The organism is Labrys neptuniae (assembly GCF_040797145.1).
Taxonomy (GTDB): domain Bacteria; phylum Pseudomonadota; class Alphaproteobacteria; order Rhizobiales; family Labraceae; genus Labrys; species Labrys neptuniae.
This window is the reverse complement of record NZ_JBFNQD010000022.1, coordinates 18,886-33,385: the sequence shown is the minus strand read 5'-3', so window position 1 is coordinate 33,385 and position 14,500 is coordinate 18,886. Positions and strand designations below refer to the sequence as shown.

19 protein-coding genes are annotated in these 14,500 nt (G+C 65.4%); 5 read left to right on the top strand and 14 right to left on the bottom strand.

Annotated features, from left to right (window positions below; all coding sequences use genetic code 11):
* Positions 1-20 precede the first annotated feature (20 nt).
* Positions 21-1,679 (top strand): choline dehydrogenase, encoded by a 1,659-nt coding sequence (gene betA, locus ABXS05_RS31600; RefSeq protein WP_367626657.1) that lies wholly within the window; start codon positions 21-23, stop codon positions 1,677-1,679.
* 146 nt (positions 1,680-1,825) lie between these two features.
* On the opposite strand, the gene ABXS05_RS31595 is transcribed toward betA, so the two are convergent.
* Entirely contained in the window at positions 1,826-2,848 is a 1,023-nt protein-coding gene (locus ABXS05_RS31595; RefSeq protein ID WP_367626656.1) for a TIM44-like domain-containing protein, read from the bottom strand.
* A 412-nt stretch (positions 2,849-3,260) separates the two neighbouring features.
* Between ABXS05_RS31595 and obgE the strand changes: the two genes are divergently transcribed.
* Entirely contained in the window at positions 3,261-4,310 is a 1,050-nt protein-coding gene (gene obgE, locus ABXS05_RS31590; protein ID WP_367626655.1) for a GTPase ObgE, read from the top strand.
* Positions 4,311-4,378: 68 nt separating this feature from the next.
* Positions 4,379-4,861 carry a hypothetical protein gene (locus ABXS05_RS31585; protein WP_367626654.1) on the top strand — a complete coding sequence of 161 codons (483 nt, stop codon included), beginning with the start codon at positions 4,379-4,381 and terminating at the stop codon, positions 4,859-4,861.
* A gap of 69 nt (positions 4,862-4,930) precedes the next feature.
* Here the strand turns inward: ABXS05_RS31585 and ABXS05_RS31580 are convergent, their stop codons facing one another.
* On the bottom strand, positions 4,931-5,392 hold the full coding sequence (locus tag ABXS05_RS31580) for an Hsp20 family protein (RefSeq protein ID WP_367626653.1): 462 nt from the start codon (positions 5,390-5,392) through the stop codon (positions 4,931-4,933).
* A 207-nt stretch (positions 5,393-5,599) separates the two neighbouring features.
* Between ABXS05_RS31580 and ABXS05_RS31575 the strand changes: the two genes are divergently transcribed.
* Both ABXS05_RS31575 and ABXS05_RS31570 read left to right on the top strand, forming a co-directional pair.
* Positions 5,600-5,857 carry a DUF1272 domain-containing protein gene (locus tag ABXS05_RS31575; protein WP_311934632.1) on the top strand — a complete coding sequence of 86 codons (258 nt, stop codon included), beginning with the start codon at positions 5,600-5,602 and terminating at the stop codon, positions 5,855-5,857.
* Between the two features lie 98 nt (positions 5,858-5,955).
* A complete protein-coding gene (locus ABXS05_RS31570; protein ID WP_367626652.1) occupies positions 5,956-6,528 on the top strand; it encodes an urease accessory protein UreE in 573 nt (190 codons plus the stop codon).
* 141 nt (positions 6,529-6,669) lie between these two features.
* Here the strand turns inward: ABXS05_RS31570 and ABXS05_RS31565 are convergent, their stop codons facing one another.
* The 12 genes from ABXS05_RS31565 to ftsE form a co-directional block, all read right to left on the bottom strand.
* Positions 6,670-6,966 (bottom strand): GCG_CRPN prefix-to-repeats domain-containing protein, encoded by a 297-nt coding sequence (locus tag ABXS05_RS31565; protein WP_311934634.1) that lies wholly within the window; start codon positions 6,964-6,966, stop codon positions 6,670-6,672.
* Between the two features lie 83 nt (positions 6,967-7,049).
* Positions 7,050-7,505 carry a periplasmic heavy metal sensor gene (locus tag ABXS05_RS31560; RefSeq protein WP_311934635.1) on the bottom strand — a complete coding sequence of 152 codons (456 nt, stop codon included), beginning with the start codon at positions 7,503-7,505 and terminating at the stop codon, positions 7,050-7,052.
* Between the two features lie 2 nt (positions 7,506-7,507).
* Positions 7,508-7,951, bottom strand: a complete 444-nt coding sequence (locus ABXS05_RS31555) for a hypothetical protein (protein ID WP_311934636.1) — start codon at positions 7,949-7,951, stop codon at positions 7,508-7,510.
* Positions 7,944-8,297 (bottom strand): hypothetical protein, encoded by a 354-nt coding sequence (locus ABXS05_RS31550; protein WP_367626651.1) that lies wholly within the window; start codon positions 8,295-8,297, stop codon positions 7,944-7,946. The genes ABXS05_RS31555 and ABXS05_RS31550 overlap by 8 nt, the downstream gene beginning before the upstream one ends.
* Positions 8,290-8,835, bottom strand: a complete 546-nt coding sequence (locus tag ABXS05_RS31545) for an RNA polymerase sigma factor (RefSeq protein ID WP_367626650.1) — start codon at positions 8,833-8,835, stop codon at positions 8,290-8,292. Before ABXS05_RS31545 ends, ABXS05_RS31550 begins: the two co-directional genes overlap by 8 nt.
* Positions 8,836-8,879: 44 nt before the next feature.
* Positions 8,880-9,344, bottom strand: a complete 465-nt coding sequence (locus tag ABXS05_RS31540) for an EF-hand domain-containing protein (RefSeq protein WP_367626649.1) — start codon at positions 9,342-9,344, stop codon at positions 8,880-8,882.
* Positions 9,345-9,513: 169 nt separating this feature from the next.
* Positions 9,514-9,888: a hypothetical protein gene (locus tag ABXS05_RS31535; protein ID WP_367626648.1), complete on the bottom strand. Its 375-nt coding sequence runs from the start codon at positions 9,886-9,888 to the stop codon at positions 9,514-9,516.
* Positions 9,889-9,920: 32 nt separating this feature from the next.
* A complete protein-coding gene (locus tag ABXS05_RS31530; protein WP_311934641.1) occupies positions 9,921-10,667 on the bottom strand; it encodes a lysophospholipid acyltransferase family protein in 747 nt (248 codons plus the stop codon).
* Positions 10,668-10,873: 206 nt separating this feature from the next.
* Positions 10,874-11,692 (bottom strand): hypothetical protein, encoded by an 819-nt coding sequence (locus ABXS05_RS31525; protein WP_367626647.1) that lies wholly within the window; start codon positions 11,690-11,692, stop codon positions 10,874-10,876.
* 125 nt (positions 11,693-11,817) lie between these two features.
* Positions 11,818-12,666, bottom strand: coding sequence for a YdcF family protein (locus tag ABXS05_RS31520; RefSeq protein ID WP_367626646.1), 849 nt, complete (start codon positions 12,664-12,666; stop codon positions 11,818-11,820).
* 9 nt (positions 12,667-12,675) lie between these two features.
* Entirely contained in the window at positions 12,676-13,626 is a 951-nt protein-coding gene (locus tag ABXS05_RS31515; protein ID WP_367626645.1) for a cell division protein FtsX, read from the bottom strand.
* Positions 13,617-14,291: a cell division ATP-binding protein FtsE gene (gene ftsE, locus ABXS05_RS31510; protein ID WP_068299045.1), complete on the bottom strand. Its 675-nt coding sequence runs from the start codon at positions 14,289-14,291 to the stop codon at positions 13,617-13,619. Before ftsE ends, ABXS05_RS31515 begins: the two co-directional genes overlap by 10 nt.
* Between the last annotated feature and the right edge of the window lie 209 nt (positions 14,292-14,500).

The following is a 14,500-nucleotide window of genomic DNA, read 5'->3' as shown; positions in this document are numbered from 1 at the left end:
GCGCACCCTGGGATTGAACCATGACCGAAACATTCGACTATGTGATCGTTGGCGCCGGCTCGGCCGGCTGCGTGATGGCCAACCGCCTCACCGAGGATGGCACGCATCGCGTCAAGCTACTCGAGTTCGGCGGCAGTGACGGCTCGGTGTTCATCCAGATGCCGAGCGCGCTCTCCATCCCGATGAACTCGCCGCGCTATGACTGGCGCTACCATGCCGAGCCTGAGCCGGCGCTGGGGGGACGCAGCCTGCACACCCCGCGTGGCAAGGTGCTGGGCGGTTCCTCCTCGATCAACGGCATGGTCTATATCCGCGGCAATGCCCTGGACTACGATGCCTGGCAGGACGCAGGCGCGCGGGGCTGGAACTACGCCGGCGTGCTGCCCTATTTCCGCCGGGCGGAAGGGCGCGAGGAGGGCGGGGACGAATATCGCGGCGCCGACGGCCCGCTCAAGACTTCCTATGGCAAGCTCGCCAACCCGCTCTACCAGGCCTTCATCGATGCGGCCGTCGAAGCCGGCTATCCGGCCACCGATGATGTGAACGGCTATCAGCAGGAAGGCTTCGGCCGCATGGACATGACGGTCCATAAGGGCCGGCGCTGGTCCACGGCCAATGCCTATCTCAAGCCGGCGATGAAACGGGCCAATCTCTCGGTAGAGACGCATGCGCTGGCAAGCCGCATCCTGTTCGAGGGCAGGAAGGCGGTCGGCGTCGAATATTGGCAGGGCTCCGTGCTCAAGCGCGTGGTGGCGCGGCGGGAGGTGATCCTGGCGGCCGGGCCGATCAACGATCCCCAACTGCTGAAGGCCTCGGGAGTGGGGCCGCAGGCCGAACTCAAGGGCTTCGGCATCGACATCGTGCACGATCTGCCCGGCGTCGGCGAGAATCTGCAGGACCATCTCGAATTCTATTTCCAGATGGCGAGCACGCAGCCGATCACCCTCTATTCCGTCACCAACCCGATCGCCAAGGGCATGGTCGGTGTGCAGTGGCTGCTGCGCAAGGACGGCCTCGGCGCCACCAACCATTTCGAGAGCTGCGGCTTCATCCGCTCGCGCGCCGGCATTCCCTACCCCGACATCCAGTATCACTTCCTGCCGATGGCGGTGAGCTACAACGGCAATTCGCTCGCTTCCGAGCATGGTTTCCAGGCCCATGTCGGGCCGATGCGCTCCAAGAGCCGCGGTCATATCCGCCTGAAATCGCGCGATGTGCGCGAGGCGCCGCTGATCCGCTTCAACTATATGAGCCACCCAGACGACTGGACGGAGATGCGGGCCTGCGTCAGGCTGACCCGCGAGATCTTCCAGCAGAAGGCCTTCGAGCCCTATCGCGGCCGCGAGATCTCGCCCGGCGCCGACGTCACCTCGGACGAGGCGATCGATGCCTTCATCGCCCAGCATGTCGAAAGCGCCTTCCACCCGTCCGGCACCTGCAAGATGGGCGACCCGGCCGATCCGATGACGGTGGTGGATTTCGAGACGAAGGTGGTGGGTCTGGAGAATCTGCGCATCGCCGATTCCTCGATCATCCCGCTGATCACCAACGGCAACCTCAACGCGCCCTCGATCATGATCGGCGAGAAGGCGTCCGACCACATCCTCGGCAAGCCGCTGCTGGCGCCCTCCAACGCGCCGGTCTATCAGGCCAAGGATTGGCAGACGAAGCAGCGATAGGCCAGCCGGGCATCACGGCGGCTGATGCAAAGCGCGGCAAAGGGCGCCGGGTCTTCAGCTCCGCCAAAGCCCGGGCGGGGACATGGCAGTTGGAACCATGGCTACTCGGGCTGGCCTGAAGACCAGCCCGACAGGGACTCCAAGCGTCAGGCTTCCTGGATCGCCGACAGCTTCCAGTCTTCACCCTTGCGCCGCACGAAGGTCCAGATCTCGGTCGTTTCGCTGGGCTCGTCCTTGCCTTCGACGATTGCGCCCGTGGTACGGTCGCGCAGGACGTCGACCGACTGGTAGCGGAAAGCGGCGCTGACATAGTCCTCATCGCCCTCGCGCCAGGCTTCGGCAATGTCGGCCTGGAGCAGGCGTGTGTCGCGCACATCGTTGCGGACGCCGCGCTTGGCGTTGTCGGCCAGTTCTTCGGAGAAGTAGGACACGATTTCAGGTGTCGTCAGGCGGCGCAGGGCGGCGTGATCCTCCTTGGCGAAGGCATCCTGGACCTCGGTCAGCCGGTGCTCGAAGGTATCGAGATCGGCCTGCGTGGTCTCCAAGGCCTCGCCACGGGCAGGGCTGGCCGCCGCCGGGGACGACAGGCCGAAGAAACCGGTGCGGCCGCTCGTGGTCGGCTGCGCGTCGCGGTTGAAGCCCTGATTGCCCAGGCCCTGATTGCCCAAGCCCTGGTTGCCAAAGCCGAATCCGCGCGACATTTGCGGCCCGCCTGCCGTCGCAGCGGCCGGCGTGCGGCGCGAACGCCACCAGGAGATCGCGAAGAAGGCGATCACGGCGATCAGGGCGGCCTGCAGCAGGAAGCCGAGCATGCCGGCGAGGCCGCCGAAGCCATAGCCCAGCAGTGCGCCGATCAGGCCGCCGACCAGGAGGCCGCGCATCAGGCCGCCGGCGCCGCCGAACAGGCCAGGCCGCTGCTGCGCAGCGCCTTGCGCCAGCGGCGAAGCGGGCTGGGTCGCGCTCGGGCCGGGATTGGGGGTCATCGAACGCTGGACCGGGGCAGCCTGGTCCGGCGCTGTGCGGGTGGCCGGCACGGAATCATAGGTACGCGCGCCACGGCTGCCGATGCTGCCGCCGCGGCGGGCCTCGGACAGATCCACCGCCGCCAGCGTAAACGCCAGGGACAGGGCGGTGACCAGGGAAAAGAGACGAGTCTTGCTGAAGCGCATGATCGGCAACCTATCTTGCTGTTGCCCGCTTCGATGTCTGCGAACGGGCCCTTTTTCAGCGGTCCGACATCACGTGCGCATCAAGCGCGACGTCAGAGGGGCCCGGCCCGCGTCCGGAATGTGGGGGCGTGGCGGGGGCGATGCAAGTGTATTTCCTGTAATCATTGCCGCCGGCACGGGGGCAGACCATCAAAACCGGCGCCACCGGGGGCAGTCGTTCTCGGCCGCAGGGCAGAGCGGTCCATATGAAATCCCTCGCTTTTTACCCGCAAAGGCACTATGTCAGCGCCATCAGCTAGATAGCATCGACAGTGTGGGCGTGGGCCGTTCGGCTTGCGCAGCGGGAGAATTGGCCGAGAGACCTCGTTTCGGATCTGGCTTGACCATCTTCCATGAGGACTAGAACCGAGCCATGAAGTTTCTCGATCAAGCCAAGATCTACGTCAAAGCCGGCGATGGCGGTGGGGGCGCTGTGTCCTTCCGGCGCGAAAAATTCATCGAATTCGGCGGCCCCGACGGCGGCGACGGTGGCAAGGGCGGTTCGGTCGTGGCCGAATGCGTCGACCATCTCAACACGCTGATCGACTATCGCTACCAGCAGCATTTCAAGGCGCGCGTCGGTATGCATGGCATGGGCCGCAACCGCACTGGCGCCAATTCGCCCGACGTGGTGCTGAAGGTGCCGGTCGGCACCCAGATCTACGAGGAGGACGGCGAGACCATGATCGCCGACTTCACCGAGGTCGGCCAGCGCGCCCTGATCTGCAAGGGCGGCAATGGCGGCTTCGGCAACGCCTATTTCAAGACCTCGACCAACCAGGCGCCGCGCCGCGCCAATCCCGGCCTGCCGGGCGAGGAGAAGACGATCTGGCTGCGCCTCAAGCTGATCGCCGATGCGGGCCTGGTCGGCCTGCCCAATGCCGGCAAGTCGACCTTCCTGGCCACGGTGACGGCCGCCAAGCCCAAGATCGCCGACTATCCCTTCACCACGCTCTATCCTGGCCTCGGCGTCGTCCGGGTTGACGGGCGCGAATTCGTGCTCGCCGACATTCCCGGCCTGATCGAAGGCGCCCATGAGGGGCACGGCCTCGGCGACCGCTTCCTCGGCCATGTCGAGCGCTGCCGCGTGCTGCTGCATCTGGTCGACGGCACCTGCGAGCACGCCGGCAAGGCCTACAAGATCATCCGCAACGAGCTGGCCGCCTATGGCGGGGATCTGGCCACCAAGCCGGAGATCGTAGCGCTGTCGAAGACGGATTCGCTCTCGCCCGAACTGCTGAAGGAACAGGTGGCGCGGCTGAAGCGGGCGGCGAAGAAGACGCCGATCATCCTGTCGTCCATCTCCGGTGCCGGCGTGCAGGAGGCCCTGCGCGAGCTTTTCGAGGTGATCGGTGCGGCCAAGGCCGCCGACGCCATCATCGAAAAACCGGTTTTGGAAAAGAACAATACCTGGCAACCCTGACCAGATCGCTGTGAACTTTTCGGTTCTGATCGGTGTTGAGTTGTCGGATGGGGGCAGGAGTTGAAGCAATGGCCTTGAGCAAGACGACAGTGCTGTCGCACCTGTTGGCCGGAGCCTTCCTGGCGCTTGCGGCCCTGGTCGTGGCCATGCCCGCGCTTGCCGATACGCTGACGCCGAAGGCTGCGATCCGGGTGATGACGCAGGCCGGCTATTCCGGCATCGGCGGCGTGACCCATGACCTCAATTTCTATTACGCAGCTGCCGTCGACGCCAAGCATCGGCGCGTACGCGTGACCGTCGACGACCAGAGCGGCAAGATCGTCGCCGTGGTGCCGCTGCGGGGCAGTGGTGCGGCATTGCCGGCACGACAGGCCCTGAGGCCGATGCCTCCGCTGCAGCAGACGCAAATCAAGCCGGTGCCCCGCATCGTCCCGCTTACCGTGCCGCCCCCGGCGCTGCGAACGCCCGGAAGCTACGCCTACCCGCTCAATTCGAGGGGGCAGCTGACGCCGGGTTGGTGCCGCTACCGCCAGATCGCGCCGGGGTGCTGAGGAAGCACCCAACGCAAAGGGCGCCCCGGTTTCCCGGAGCGCCCTGACTTTCCATTCTATCCTGTTGGCTTAGGCGGCCTTGGCTTCAACCTGCCGGGGGCCCGATCCATTGATCGGGATCAGCCGGGGCTTCTTGGCCTCCGGGATCTCGCGGACAAGATCGACATGGAGCAGGCCGTTCTCGAGGCTGGCACCCGTCACCTGGACGTAATCGGCGAGCTGGAAGCGGCGCTCGAAAGCGCGGGCGGCGATACCCTGATGCAGGATCTCACCCTTGCTGGCTTCCTTGCTCTCGGACTTCTCGCCGCGAATGGTGAGGGAGTTTTCCTTCACTTCGATGGCGATGTCGCTCTCGGCGAAGCCGGCGACGGCAACCGAGATGCGGTAGGTGTTATCCGAGGTGCGCTCGATATTGTAGGGCGGGTAGGTGGTGGCCGCAGCATCGACGCCGGCGACCTGATCGAGCGCCGAGAACAGGCGGTCGAAACCAACGGTGGAACGGTAAAGGGGCGAAAAATCAAACTGACGCATGGCTATCCTCCTTTGAAGCGACAAGCCGTTGAAATGCTCCGCCATCTGGCCGGAGCTGACATGTGCATCCCGTCCGGGCCTGCACAAACCATGATTTGGTGCGGGTTTCGGCGGTTTCAAGGGGTGGGGGGCGATTCTTGATCGGGCTTGTCTTGAGCGTCCGATCGCGCAAGATGGCCTGGTTCCAGGCCGTTCTCCAGGTGAGTCATGCTGAAACTGCGCCCCAATTGCGAATGCTGCGACAGGGACCTGCCTCCCGATGCGCGTGACGCGATGATCTGCACTTTCGAGTGCACCTTCTGCGCCGATTGTGCGGCGAATGCCTTCGATGGCACCTGCCCCAATTGCGGCGGCGACCTCGTGCGCCGGCCGGTCCGTCCTGCCGCCCTGCTGGCCAAATACCCGCCTTCGACGGAGCGCGTATTGCGGGACGGCGACTGTCTTGCCAGGCGCGATGCGGCCTGAGCCGCCGGCGTCATTCGCCGGCCCGGCGACGATTTCGCCCCTGCACATCGGCGCGAAGCAGTCTATATGAGGCAGTGAGACCCCTGCAGGAAACATCCATGCTTCACGCCCATTCTTTCGTGCCGGCCCGCGAGGTCGAAGCCAAGTCCATTGCCGACAGTGTCGTGCTGACCTTCGAGGATCGCTGCCAGCGCCAGGGCGTGGTGCAGACGGTGGGTGGCCTTGATATCCTGGTTGACCTCTCCGAGGCGCCGGCGCTTGCCCATGGCGATGCCTATCGGCTGGAGGACGGCCGGCTGATCGAGATCGTGGCCGAGGCCGAGCCCTTGCTCGAGATCAAGGGCCGCGACCCCCTGCACCTGATGCGTCTGGCCTGGCATCTCGGCGACCGCCACCGCGAAACCGAGATCGGGGCGAAATGGCTGCGCATCCGCCAGGATGCCGCGATCGCCGAAGTCCTCAAGGGGCTCGGCGCCAAGGTCGTGGCGATCGAAGGGCCGTTCCAGCCGGAGGGCGGGGATCACAGCCACGACGCGCATGGACACGATCACGGCCATCATCACGGCCATGATCACAAGCACGACCATCATCATCACCATGACCATGGTGATGCTTGCGGTTGTGGGCACGACCATGAGCACGGGCATCACGGCAAGCACGGCCACGACTGAGCGGCGAGCGGGCTACGGCCGGGAGTATGGCGCCGGAAAGCGAGCGCCATTTTCGGAAAATGGGATGCGACGGCAGGATTTGCAGCACCGGATCCGCTTCCGGATCCGGTGCTTTGAGCGATCAGCCTGTCGCAGCTCGGTCTACCAGCGATGCCAGGCGTGCCTGTAATAGGGGCGATGCCAGCCGTAACCGCCGCCCCAGCCGTAATAGTAGACGGGGCGGCTCCAGCCATAGCTGTAGACCGGATATTGCGGCACGCAGCGCCCCCAGATGTTGGGACGCCAGCCAGGGCCGCAGCCCCAGGCCACCTGCTGCACCAAGGGCGCGGAGGCCGGGTTGGAGGCAGCCAGCGGCATGGCCGAGGCGCCTGTGGTCGTGGCGGCCAGGCCGGGCAGGCCGAGCGTGGCGATGGCGGCGATTTGAATGATACGCTTCATGATGGAACTCCACCGGATACTGCTTGCGGAAGGCCGGCGTGGCCTCCTGCGAGCTTGAACGCAGTCCGCAGGGAAATCCGTCGCTATTGAGCGGATTTCTTCGGCGGTGGCGGCGGCGCGTGGATATAGCGGCTCAGCCCTTCGGCCAGGATGGCGCGATCGGCCGGCGAACTCGTGGCCGCGAATTCGACGATGCGCTGTTCGAGTCCGGCCCGCATGGCGGAATCGGCGATGCGGGCGCGTTCCAGGGCCGCAAGCAGGGCCGGAGCATCCAGTGTCGGTTGCCGCAATAGGGCGGCGGCATCGCGCCGAGCCTGCTGTCCGTCGAGGATTGTCTGCCGCGCCTGATGGCGCGCCTCGCGCAGGGTCTTGTAGAAGGCATCGCGTTCCGGCGCCGGAAGCTGGTTGCCCAGGGCCTGCAGCGAGGCACGCGGGACGGATCTGCGCGCCTCGAACCAGACGATGCCGCCGGCGATCGCCCCGGCCAGGAAAATGTTGAGGGCGATCGAGACGATGAGGGGGACGCGCGCGCCGGCCATGATCACGATCCTTCCTCGCTGATCTCGGTATCAGGCCCGGCGTCTCCGAAAGCCGTGACCGTCGCGCCCAGACCGAGATGCTCTGTCCTTGTCGGCGCATCGAGCAGGGCGATTGCCAGGGTTCCCGCCAGGGCGCCGGCAAGACCGGCGCCTGCGAGGCCGAGGCCGAGCCACCAGCGGCGGGTCCGGCGGCGGGGAGCGAGGCTGGCGGTTCCGGCCGCCACGACCCGTGCATGAAGATCGGCGGTTGGGGACGGGACCGCATAGCGATCCAGCATGGCGTCGAGTTGGGCGGCAGCCTGCAGGATGGCCTGCCCCTCGGCGCTCGACGCAAAGGCCATGGCTGCAGCCCGTTCGGCTTCCGGCCAGTGCTGCAGGCGGCTGCCATGGCTGTCGGCAAGGGCGGCAAAACGCCTGGCATCCATTGGTGTGGGTCGGTCAGGCATGGGAGCTGCTCCCTGACAGCAGGGCTTCAAGCTTGTCCGAACGGGACCGGCGGACGGGTGCTGCGAGGCGCTGCGGGAGGCCGGCTGCTGTCCGGGCTTGGGGAGCGGGAGCGGCTGCATTGCCCTGTCCTGCAGCCTGGAGGCGGATGCAGCCATGTTCCCCGATGCCGCGCAACGCCAGGTCGAGGCGGCCGGCCCGTGCGAGAATATGCCGGCCCTGCGGTGTCAGCGCGAAGGCGCGCCCGGCGCTACGCTCGGATGCGGGCCAGGTCTCCATCACCGCGCCATAGGCGGCGGCGAGGGCCGCAAAACGCTCTGCACTCATCGCGAAGGGAGCTTCAGTCATGGTCGGCCTTCCTGATCAGGAGCGATTGCAGAGAACGGCGTCCGCGGGCAAGCAGGCTCTCCAGCGCCTCGACGCTGATTTCCATGGCCGCGGCGGCCTCGATATTAGACATCGCCTGATAGTAGGTCAGGACGATGGCTTCCCGCTGCCGCGGAGCAATGGCCTGCAAGGCTCGCTCGACATGGTCGCTGGCCTCCTCGATCCCGCTGGTCGCCGGATGGTCCACAGGGGCGGCCAATTCGGGTAGATCGAGGCCTGTCCACTCCCTGCGGCGGCGCAGGCGGTCATAGCAGAGATTGAGCGCGACACGATGGATCCAGGTGTCGAATCGGGCTGCGCCGGGCCGCCAGCGCGCCGCATTGCGCCAGATCCGCAGGAAGGTCTCCTGCGCGACATCCTCGGCCTCAGCGGCATCGCCCAGCATGCGGCGCGCCAAAGCGAGCAGCCGGGGCAGCTTGCGCGAGACCAGGGCCTGCATGGCGGCATCGTCGCCCGAACCGATCCGGCGCACCAACTCCTCGTCTGGATCGGACACCATGGCCAGGCGCACTCCCGGGACTCATCGAGGGCCATGGTCCAGCATCATTGCGCCGGTTTGGCAGCCGATTTGTGGCCCGGCAGTTCCTCCCGGGCGAGCGCGCCGTCCTTGTTGGCATCGAGCCGGGCAAAACGCTTGGCGAAGAAGGCGTCGAGTTCGGCCTTGTCGAGGAAGCCGTCCTTGTTGGTATCGAGGCGAACGAAGGATTTGGCCGGGTCGGTCTTGGCGTTTCGTTTGGTCTGGAAGGCGCTCCATTCCGCCAGGCTGATCTTACCGTCGCCATCGGTATCCGCCTTCATCAGGGCCTTCTCGCGGCGGGCCTGGAATTCGGCAAGGCTGAGTCCGACCTTGGCCGGTGCGTTGGATTGTGAAGGGGCCTGAGGATCGGGGGCCTGGGGAGTGGGGGCCTGGGCGGCCGGGGTCTCGGACGGCGCCGGTTGCGTCGTCTGTGCCATAGCGGCTGCGGCCGGCAAGGCCAGCATCAAGGCAAGGATCGAACGGCCGATCATGGGCATCTCCTGGGACAGATCGCGCGGATAGCAGCGCGAGGGACGCCATTTGAACGGCGGGGCCAGGAAAATCCGTCGGTCGGGCGGCAAAGAAGTTTGCGGTCCGAAACACCTTGCGATCTGACGGAGACAAGACGTCTCGCAAGGGCGTGTTGCGACAGGTGGGCGTTCAGTGCCGGCCGTCGAGATCGCGAATGGCTGCCGCCCGCGCTGCCGGATCCCCGGCCAGGAGATGCACGTGGACTTCGCAGGCGCCGGCCCCGGCTGCTGCCGCGAGCATGGCGAGGAGATCGTCGCCGCCTTGGCCGGCCTCACCGATCCACACACAGGCACCGCCTGCATCGACCGCGATCAGGACGGCATCGACATAATCAGGGCATTGGGCGATCGGATAGACCGAGACCAGATAGGAACGGCCTGATATGCCGACCCAGCGACGGAAGCGCGATGCCGCCGCCGGCGCATCGCGGCCCAAGGCGGCCAGCGTCGTGCACAGGCGGTGCTCGGGCGACGATGAACGAGAACGAATCGCGATCTGTGTCATGGAACAAATCTAGAACATCGCCTGCCGTGGCGTCAAGCGATTCGGGTTTGTTCCGCTGCCAGGGGGCCGCGGGCCTCTGCAAGCAGCCGGTCCGACGCCGTCTCGATGTCGTTCACGAGGCGCTCGAAGAAGACCGTCTTGTCCTGGCCGGCCGGTATGGCCGGCAGGATTTCCATCACCAGCCTGCCAGGCTGGCGGATGAACTGGCGCCGCGGCCAGAAATGCCCGGAATTGAGGGCAACCGGGACGCAGGGAACGTCGAACTCGCTGTAGAGATAGACCACGCCATATTTATAGGCCGGCTCGGCGGCCGGCGCCCGGCGGGTCCCCTCGGGGAAGATCACGATCTGCCGGCCCCGGGCGAGTTCGCGCTCACCATCCGCCTTCATCTGCTTCATCGCTTTGGAGCGGGCGCCACGGTTGACGGCGATCATCTGCGCCTTGGCGGCGAGCCAGCCGAAGACGGGCAGCCACATCAGTTCGCGCTTGAGCACGTAGCAGGGATCCTCGCAGACGAGGAACATGGCGAAGATGTCCCAGGTCGACTGGTGCTTGGCGGCGACCAGAACCGGCCCGGGCGGCAGGTTCTCCCGCCCGCGAATCTCGCAGGTGATGCCGGCAATGTGGCGCATCAGGAAGATATTCACCCGCGCCCAGTTCTTCACGATCCAGAGCAGTGCAGCGCGCGGCATCAGCAATGTCGGCAGCGCCAGGATCATCCACAGGACGATGTTGACATAGAAGGCCAGGTTGAACAGGAGCGAGCGCAATACGAGCATGAACTGGATCATTCGAGGGATGCTGGTGCGGCTATAGCAGAATTGACGGCGGATGCCTCCCTCTTCATTGCCGGTCGACCAGGGACTGTCATCTTCGGGGGAGGGGGAGCAAACTTTGTTGCCCGAGGCAAATGTCTCTTGTTTGGCGGCACTCTCGCGCGCGACTTTTGCGACCAGGGGAATGACAGTTGTCGCGGTACGGCGGGCTATTTCAGTGTTGCTATGATCGCGTCGACGTCCATGCAATCCTGCGTTGATGGGTTTTGTCCGGCGCGCTCGTCGATCGCCGTCGCCGCATCGTGTGCCTTCCGGACCCGGGTGACCATCGCCGGCGACTGATCCTTCATCAGCATGTCGGAGGTGAGATCCGTCACCTGCATGGCGCGCCTGTTGAGTTCAAGCTTGGTGCAGCTTCCGGCCGCCGGAGCATCCTTATCATCCTCGTCCGCGGGCAACATGTTCGCCGCCGCAGCGTCTGCCAATTGGACCGTGGAAACGGCGAGATCGCAGGCCGGAGCGAACTCGGCGGCCTTGTCCTCGCGATAGATGCACTCGAAATTGTACGCCTTGGCGTTCGCGATCGTGAACACATAGCGTTTGATTTGCGGGCGCTCCTTGCCAAAAGGCATTCGAGCGTTCTGGAAGACCATGTCGATGGCGGGCTGTCCGAGCATCTTGGTCATGGATGAGGATTTGAGCTTGATCAAAGGCAGATTCGCGATCGCCTTCGTGAAGGCATCCGTAATTTCCTGACGTGTCTTCTCGCTCACTTCCTTGAAATCTCCCAAATCACGCGGGCCGAGAAAGGTGATGATGACGTCACCGTTCGCCGGCGAAGATGCGGTCACGCCCGTCACATCGCCAGTTCCGTCGGCGAACTCGCGATCCAGCGCGAAATTCAAGGGATAGTTGAAGGTATAGGAGCCATCGACGGATTGGAAAGTCCGGGCGTCTTGTGAGGCGGCAGCGGTCGGCAAGGCCGCCGCCAGCGCCAGTAAATAGCCGGCTCGTGCAAGAAATGACATAATCTATCTTCTGTGAGTTTCTACGGGACTGTTTTGCTGCGGAAATCCCGATCAAGGATGCATTTCTACCTCTGAGCTTTGCGATGCGAGGACAGGACGGCTCTATCCTGCTCTCGCAATATCCCTCACTTGGCCCGCGCCTGCACCCTCTCCGCCGTGGCCCGTTCCATCCGGAGCTGGAAGGTGGCGCCTGCATATTTCACATATTCCGACAGCAGCAGGCGGATGCTGGCCGGATCGGACCACCAGGAATCGAGCCTAAGATTCTGCGAGATCACGGGATAGGCGATCAGCGTGGTATCCGGCAGCACCCGGCGCAATTCCAGCAGCGAACGCGGCATATGGTAGTTCGAGGTCACCACGATGATCGACTTGAACTGCTTGTCGCGTACCCAACGTGCCGTTTCCAGGGCGTTGCCGAGGGTATTGAGGGCGTTGCGGTCGATATCCACGCAGCAGTCGAGCACCTCGACGCCGCCGGCGCTATGTCCGGCCAGCGCCTGTTGGCTGGTGGCCTTGTTGACGCCGGTGATGAGAAGCCGCCTGGCACGGCCCTGGTTGAGCAGGTCGAAGGCCTCGCTGATGCGGTCGGCGCCGCCGGTGAGGGCAATGATGCCGTCGGCCCTCACCGCCGGGCTGGGCGTCTGGTTCTGCAGGCTGGAGACGAAATAGGCGAAATCCGTCACCACGGCCGCGGTGAAGAACAGCAGGCAGGCGCCGGTGATTTCCATGACCCAGCGCAGCCAACGGCGCGGCCGCCTCGGCGGGTGCTCCGCCTGGGAGGGGGAAGCGATGCCATCGATCGTCGAGGCCTGCCGCATCGGACGCGCCCATGTCAGCCGGTCGAATCTGGCCAGCCTGCGAAAACTGGCCAATCCGCCATATCCGAAATTCTTACGGATGGTTTGGGCGAAAATGGGGTCGGCGGGGCGGGTGTGTAGCGGAATGGGCGCAGAGCCCTGCCAGACGCTCATGGATGACCCCTATATGTGGCCTCGCAGCACACGGTGAACCGTCATGCGCGATGTGACGCCGGTGATGATGGCAATGAGCACGACTGCCGCGGCAATGGCGGCATAGCCGCGCCAGTCCATGTTGAAGGAGCCGAACAGGGCTTCCATCTGGTCGCCCGCCGCCGTGGCCGTGAAGCGCGAGGCCAGCATATGGGCAAAGAGGAAGGTCAGCGCCGCCGCGCCGCCGCCGATGAGCCCGCCCTTGAGACCGAGCCAGAGGAAATGGCGCTGGAATTCGTTGGCGATGAAGCTGTCATGCGCGCCGACGAAGTGCAGCACCTCCACCACGTCCTTGTTGCCGGCCATGGCGCCGCGGGTGGCGAATACCACCGACAGTGCCGTGGCGACGACCATCAGCACGAGGATGGCCAGGCCCGCCAGCACCATGGCACGCGCCATGGCCGCCAGGCGTGCGATCCAGAAGCGGTGATCGTCGAGGCTGGCGCCGGCCACGGTTTCGGCCAGCGTCTTCTTCAAGGTGGCGAAGTCGGGGAGGCTGCCCGGCGTGATCTTCACCACGATGAGGCGCGGGATCGGCAGGTCGCCCATGTCGAGGCCCTCGCCGAGCCAGGGCACCAGCATGCGCTCGGTTTCCTCGCGCGAATAGACCTGCACGTCGCTGATCCCTTCGGTGGCGCGGGCGGCGACGACGGCCTTGGCGATCTCGGCCTCGACGTCGCGCCCCTCCACCGGGCGGACCTGGATGGTGACCTCGCGCGCGATCTGCGAACCCCAATCGGCGGCCGCGCCGGCAATCAGCAGCACGCCGCCGGCCGTAAGGGCGACCAGGAAGGTCATGATGGCCACCACGGCCATCAGCGAGCGCCCTGCGATCGAACCCGACGGCACGATCGGGGCAGCCGGGCGGATCAGCGTCTCGGCGCGCCGGCCGGCAGGCTGGCCTCTATCGTTCACGACCATGACGCGGGCTCCTGGACCGTGACGTGGCCATCCTCGAGGCGCAGGCGCCGGGCGGGGAAGAGCTCCATCAGGCTTTCGTCATGGGTGGCGATCACCACCGAGGTGCCGGAACGATTGAGTTCGATGAACAGGCGCAGCAGGCGCCGCGCCAGGGCCGGATCGACATTGCCGGTCGGCTCGTCCGCCAGCAGCAATTCGGGGCGTACGATCAGGGCGCGGGCGATGGCGGCGCGCTGCTTCTCACCGCCGGACAATACGGGCGGCAGCACATGCATGCGCTCGCCCAGCCCGACCCAATGCAGCAATTCGACCACTTCGGCCCGGTAGCGCGCCTCGTCCTGGCCCTGTACGCGCAGGGGCAGGGCGATGTTCTCATAGGTGGTGAGGTGGTCGAGCAGGCGGAAATCCTGGAAGACGATGCCGATGCGCCGCCGTGTCTCGGCGAGGGCGTGCTTGGAGAGGGTCGACACCTCCTGGTCGAAGGTGTGGATGAGGCCACGGGTCGGCTTGAGGGTGAGAAAGAGCAGGCGCAGCAGCGTGGTCTTGCCTGCGCCGGAGGGACCGGTGAGGAACTGGAAGGAATTGGCGGGCAGGTCGAAACTGACGTCGCGCAGCACTTCCGGGCCCATCCCGTAGCGCAATCCCACATTCTCGAACCGAACCAAGACAGAATCTCCGAAAAGACGGCCCCGACCGCCTCGGCTGCACTGTGCCGGGAGGGCGTTAACGAGGTGTTAACGTTAACGAAATGACAACGAATTTAACCTTCGGAAGATCTCCCTTTTCGCAGGCAGGAGGGAAGAGCTCTGCCCGACCGGCGATCCGGCGGCTGTGGGTGGGCGGCGGGCGGCACTGCAACGCCATTGTCGCCGAT

Bases quoted from the DNA above. Each gene is read 5' to 3' on its own strand.
- betA (WP_367626657.1), top strand. From the start codon at position 21: ATGACCGAAACATTCGACTATGTGATCGTTGGCGCCGGCTCGGCCGGC.
- ABXS05_RS31595 (WP_367626656.1), bottom strand. From the start codon at position 2,848: ATGCGCTTCAGCAAGACTCGTCTCTTTTCCCTGGTCACCGCCCTGTCC.
- obgE (WP_367626655.1), top strand. From the start codon at position 3,261: ATGAAGTTTCTCGATCAAGCCAAGATCTACGTCAAAGCCGGCGATGGC.
- ABXS05_RS31585 (WP_367626654.1), top strand. From the start codon at position 4,379: ATGGCCTTGAGCAAGACGACAGTGCTGTCGCACCTGTTGGCCGGAGCC.
- ABXS05_RS31580 (WP_367626653.1), bottom strand. From the start codon at position 5,392: ATGCGTCAGTTTGATTTTTCGCCCCTTTACCGTTCCACCGTTGGTTTC.
- ABXS05_RS31575 (WP_311934632.1), top strand. From the start codon at position 5,600: ATGCTGAAACTGCGCCCCAATTGCGAATGCTGCGACAGGGACCTGCCT.
- ABXS05_RS31570 (WP_367626652.1), top strand. From the start codon at position 5,956: ATGCTTCACGCCCATTCTTTCGTGCCGGCCCGCGAGGTCGAAGCCAAG.
- ABXS05_RS31565 (WP_311934634.1), bottom strand. From the start codon at position 6,966: ATGAAGCGTATCATTCAAATCGCCGCCATCGCCACGCTCGGCCTGCCC.
- ABXS05_RS31560 (WP_311934635.1), bottom strand. From the start codon at position 7,505: ATGGCCGGCGCGCGCGTCCCCCTCATCGTCTCGATCGCCCTCAACATT.
- ABXS05_RS31555 (WP_311934636.1), bottom strand. From the start codon at position 7,951: ATGCCTGACCGACCCACACCAATGGATGCCAGGCGTTTTGCCGCCCTT.
- ABXS05_RS31550 (WP_367626651.1), bottom strand. From the start codon at position 8,297: ATGACTGAAGCTCCCTTCGCGATGAGTGCAGAGCGTTTTGCGGCCCTC.
- ABXS05_RS31545 (WP_367626650.1), bottom strand. From the start codon at position 8,835: ATGGTGTCCGATCCAGACGAGGAGTTGGTGCGCCGGATCGGTTCGGGC.
- ABXS05_RS31540 (WP_367626649.1), bottom strand. From the start codon at position 9,344: ATGATCGGCCGTTCGATCCTTGCCTTGATGCTGGCCTTGCCGGCCGCA.
- ABXS05_RS31535 (WP_367626648.1), bottom strand. From the start codon at position 9,888: ATGACACAGATCGCGATTCGTTCTCGTTCATCGTCGCCCGAGCACCGC.
- ABXS05_RS31530 (WP_311934641.1), bottom strand. From the start codon at position 10,667: ATGCTCGTATTGCGCTCGCTCCTGTTCAACCTGGCCTTCTATGTCAAC.
- ABXS05_RS31525 (WP_367626647.1), bottom strand. From the start codon at position 11,692: ATGTCATTTCTTGCACGAGCCGGCTATTTACTGGCGCTGGCGGCGGCC.
- ABXS05_RS31520 (WP_367626646.1), bottom strand. From the start codon at position 12,666: ATGAGCGTCTGGCAGGGCTCTGCGCCCATTCCGCTACACACCCGCCCC.
- ABXS05_RS31515 (WP_367626645.1), bottom strand. From the start codon at position 13,626: ATGGTCGTGAACGATAGAGGCCAGCCTGCCGGCCGGCGCGCCGAGACG.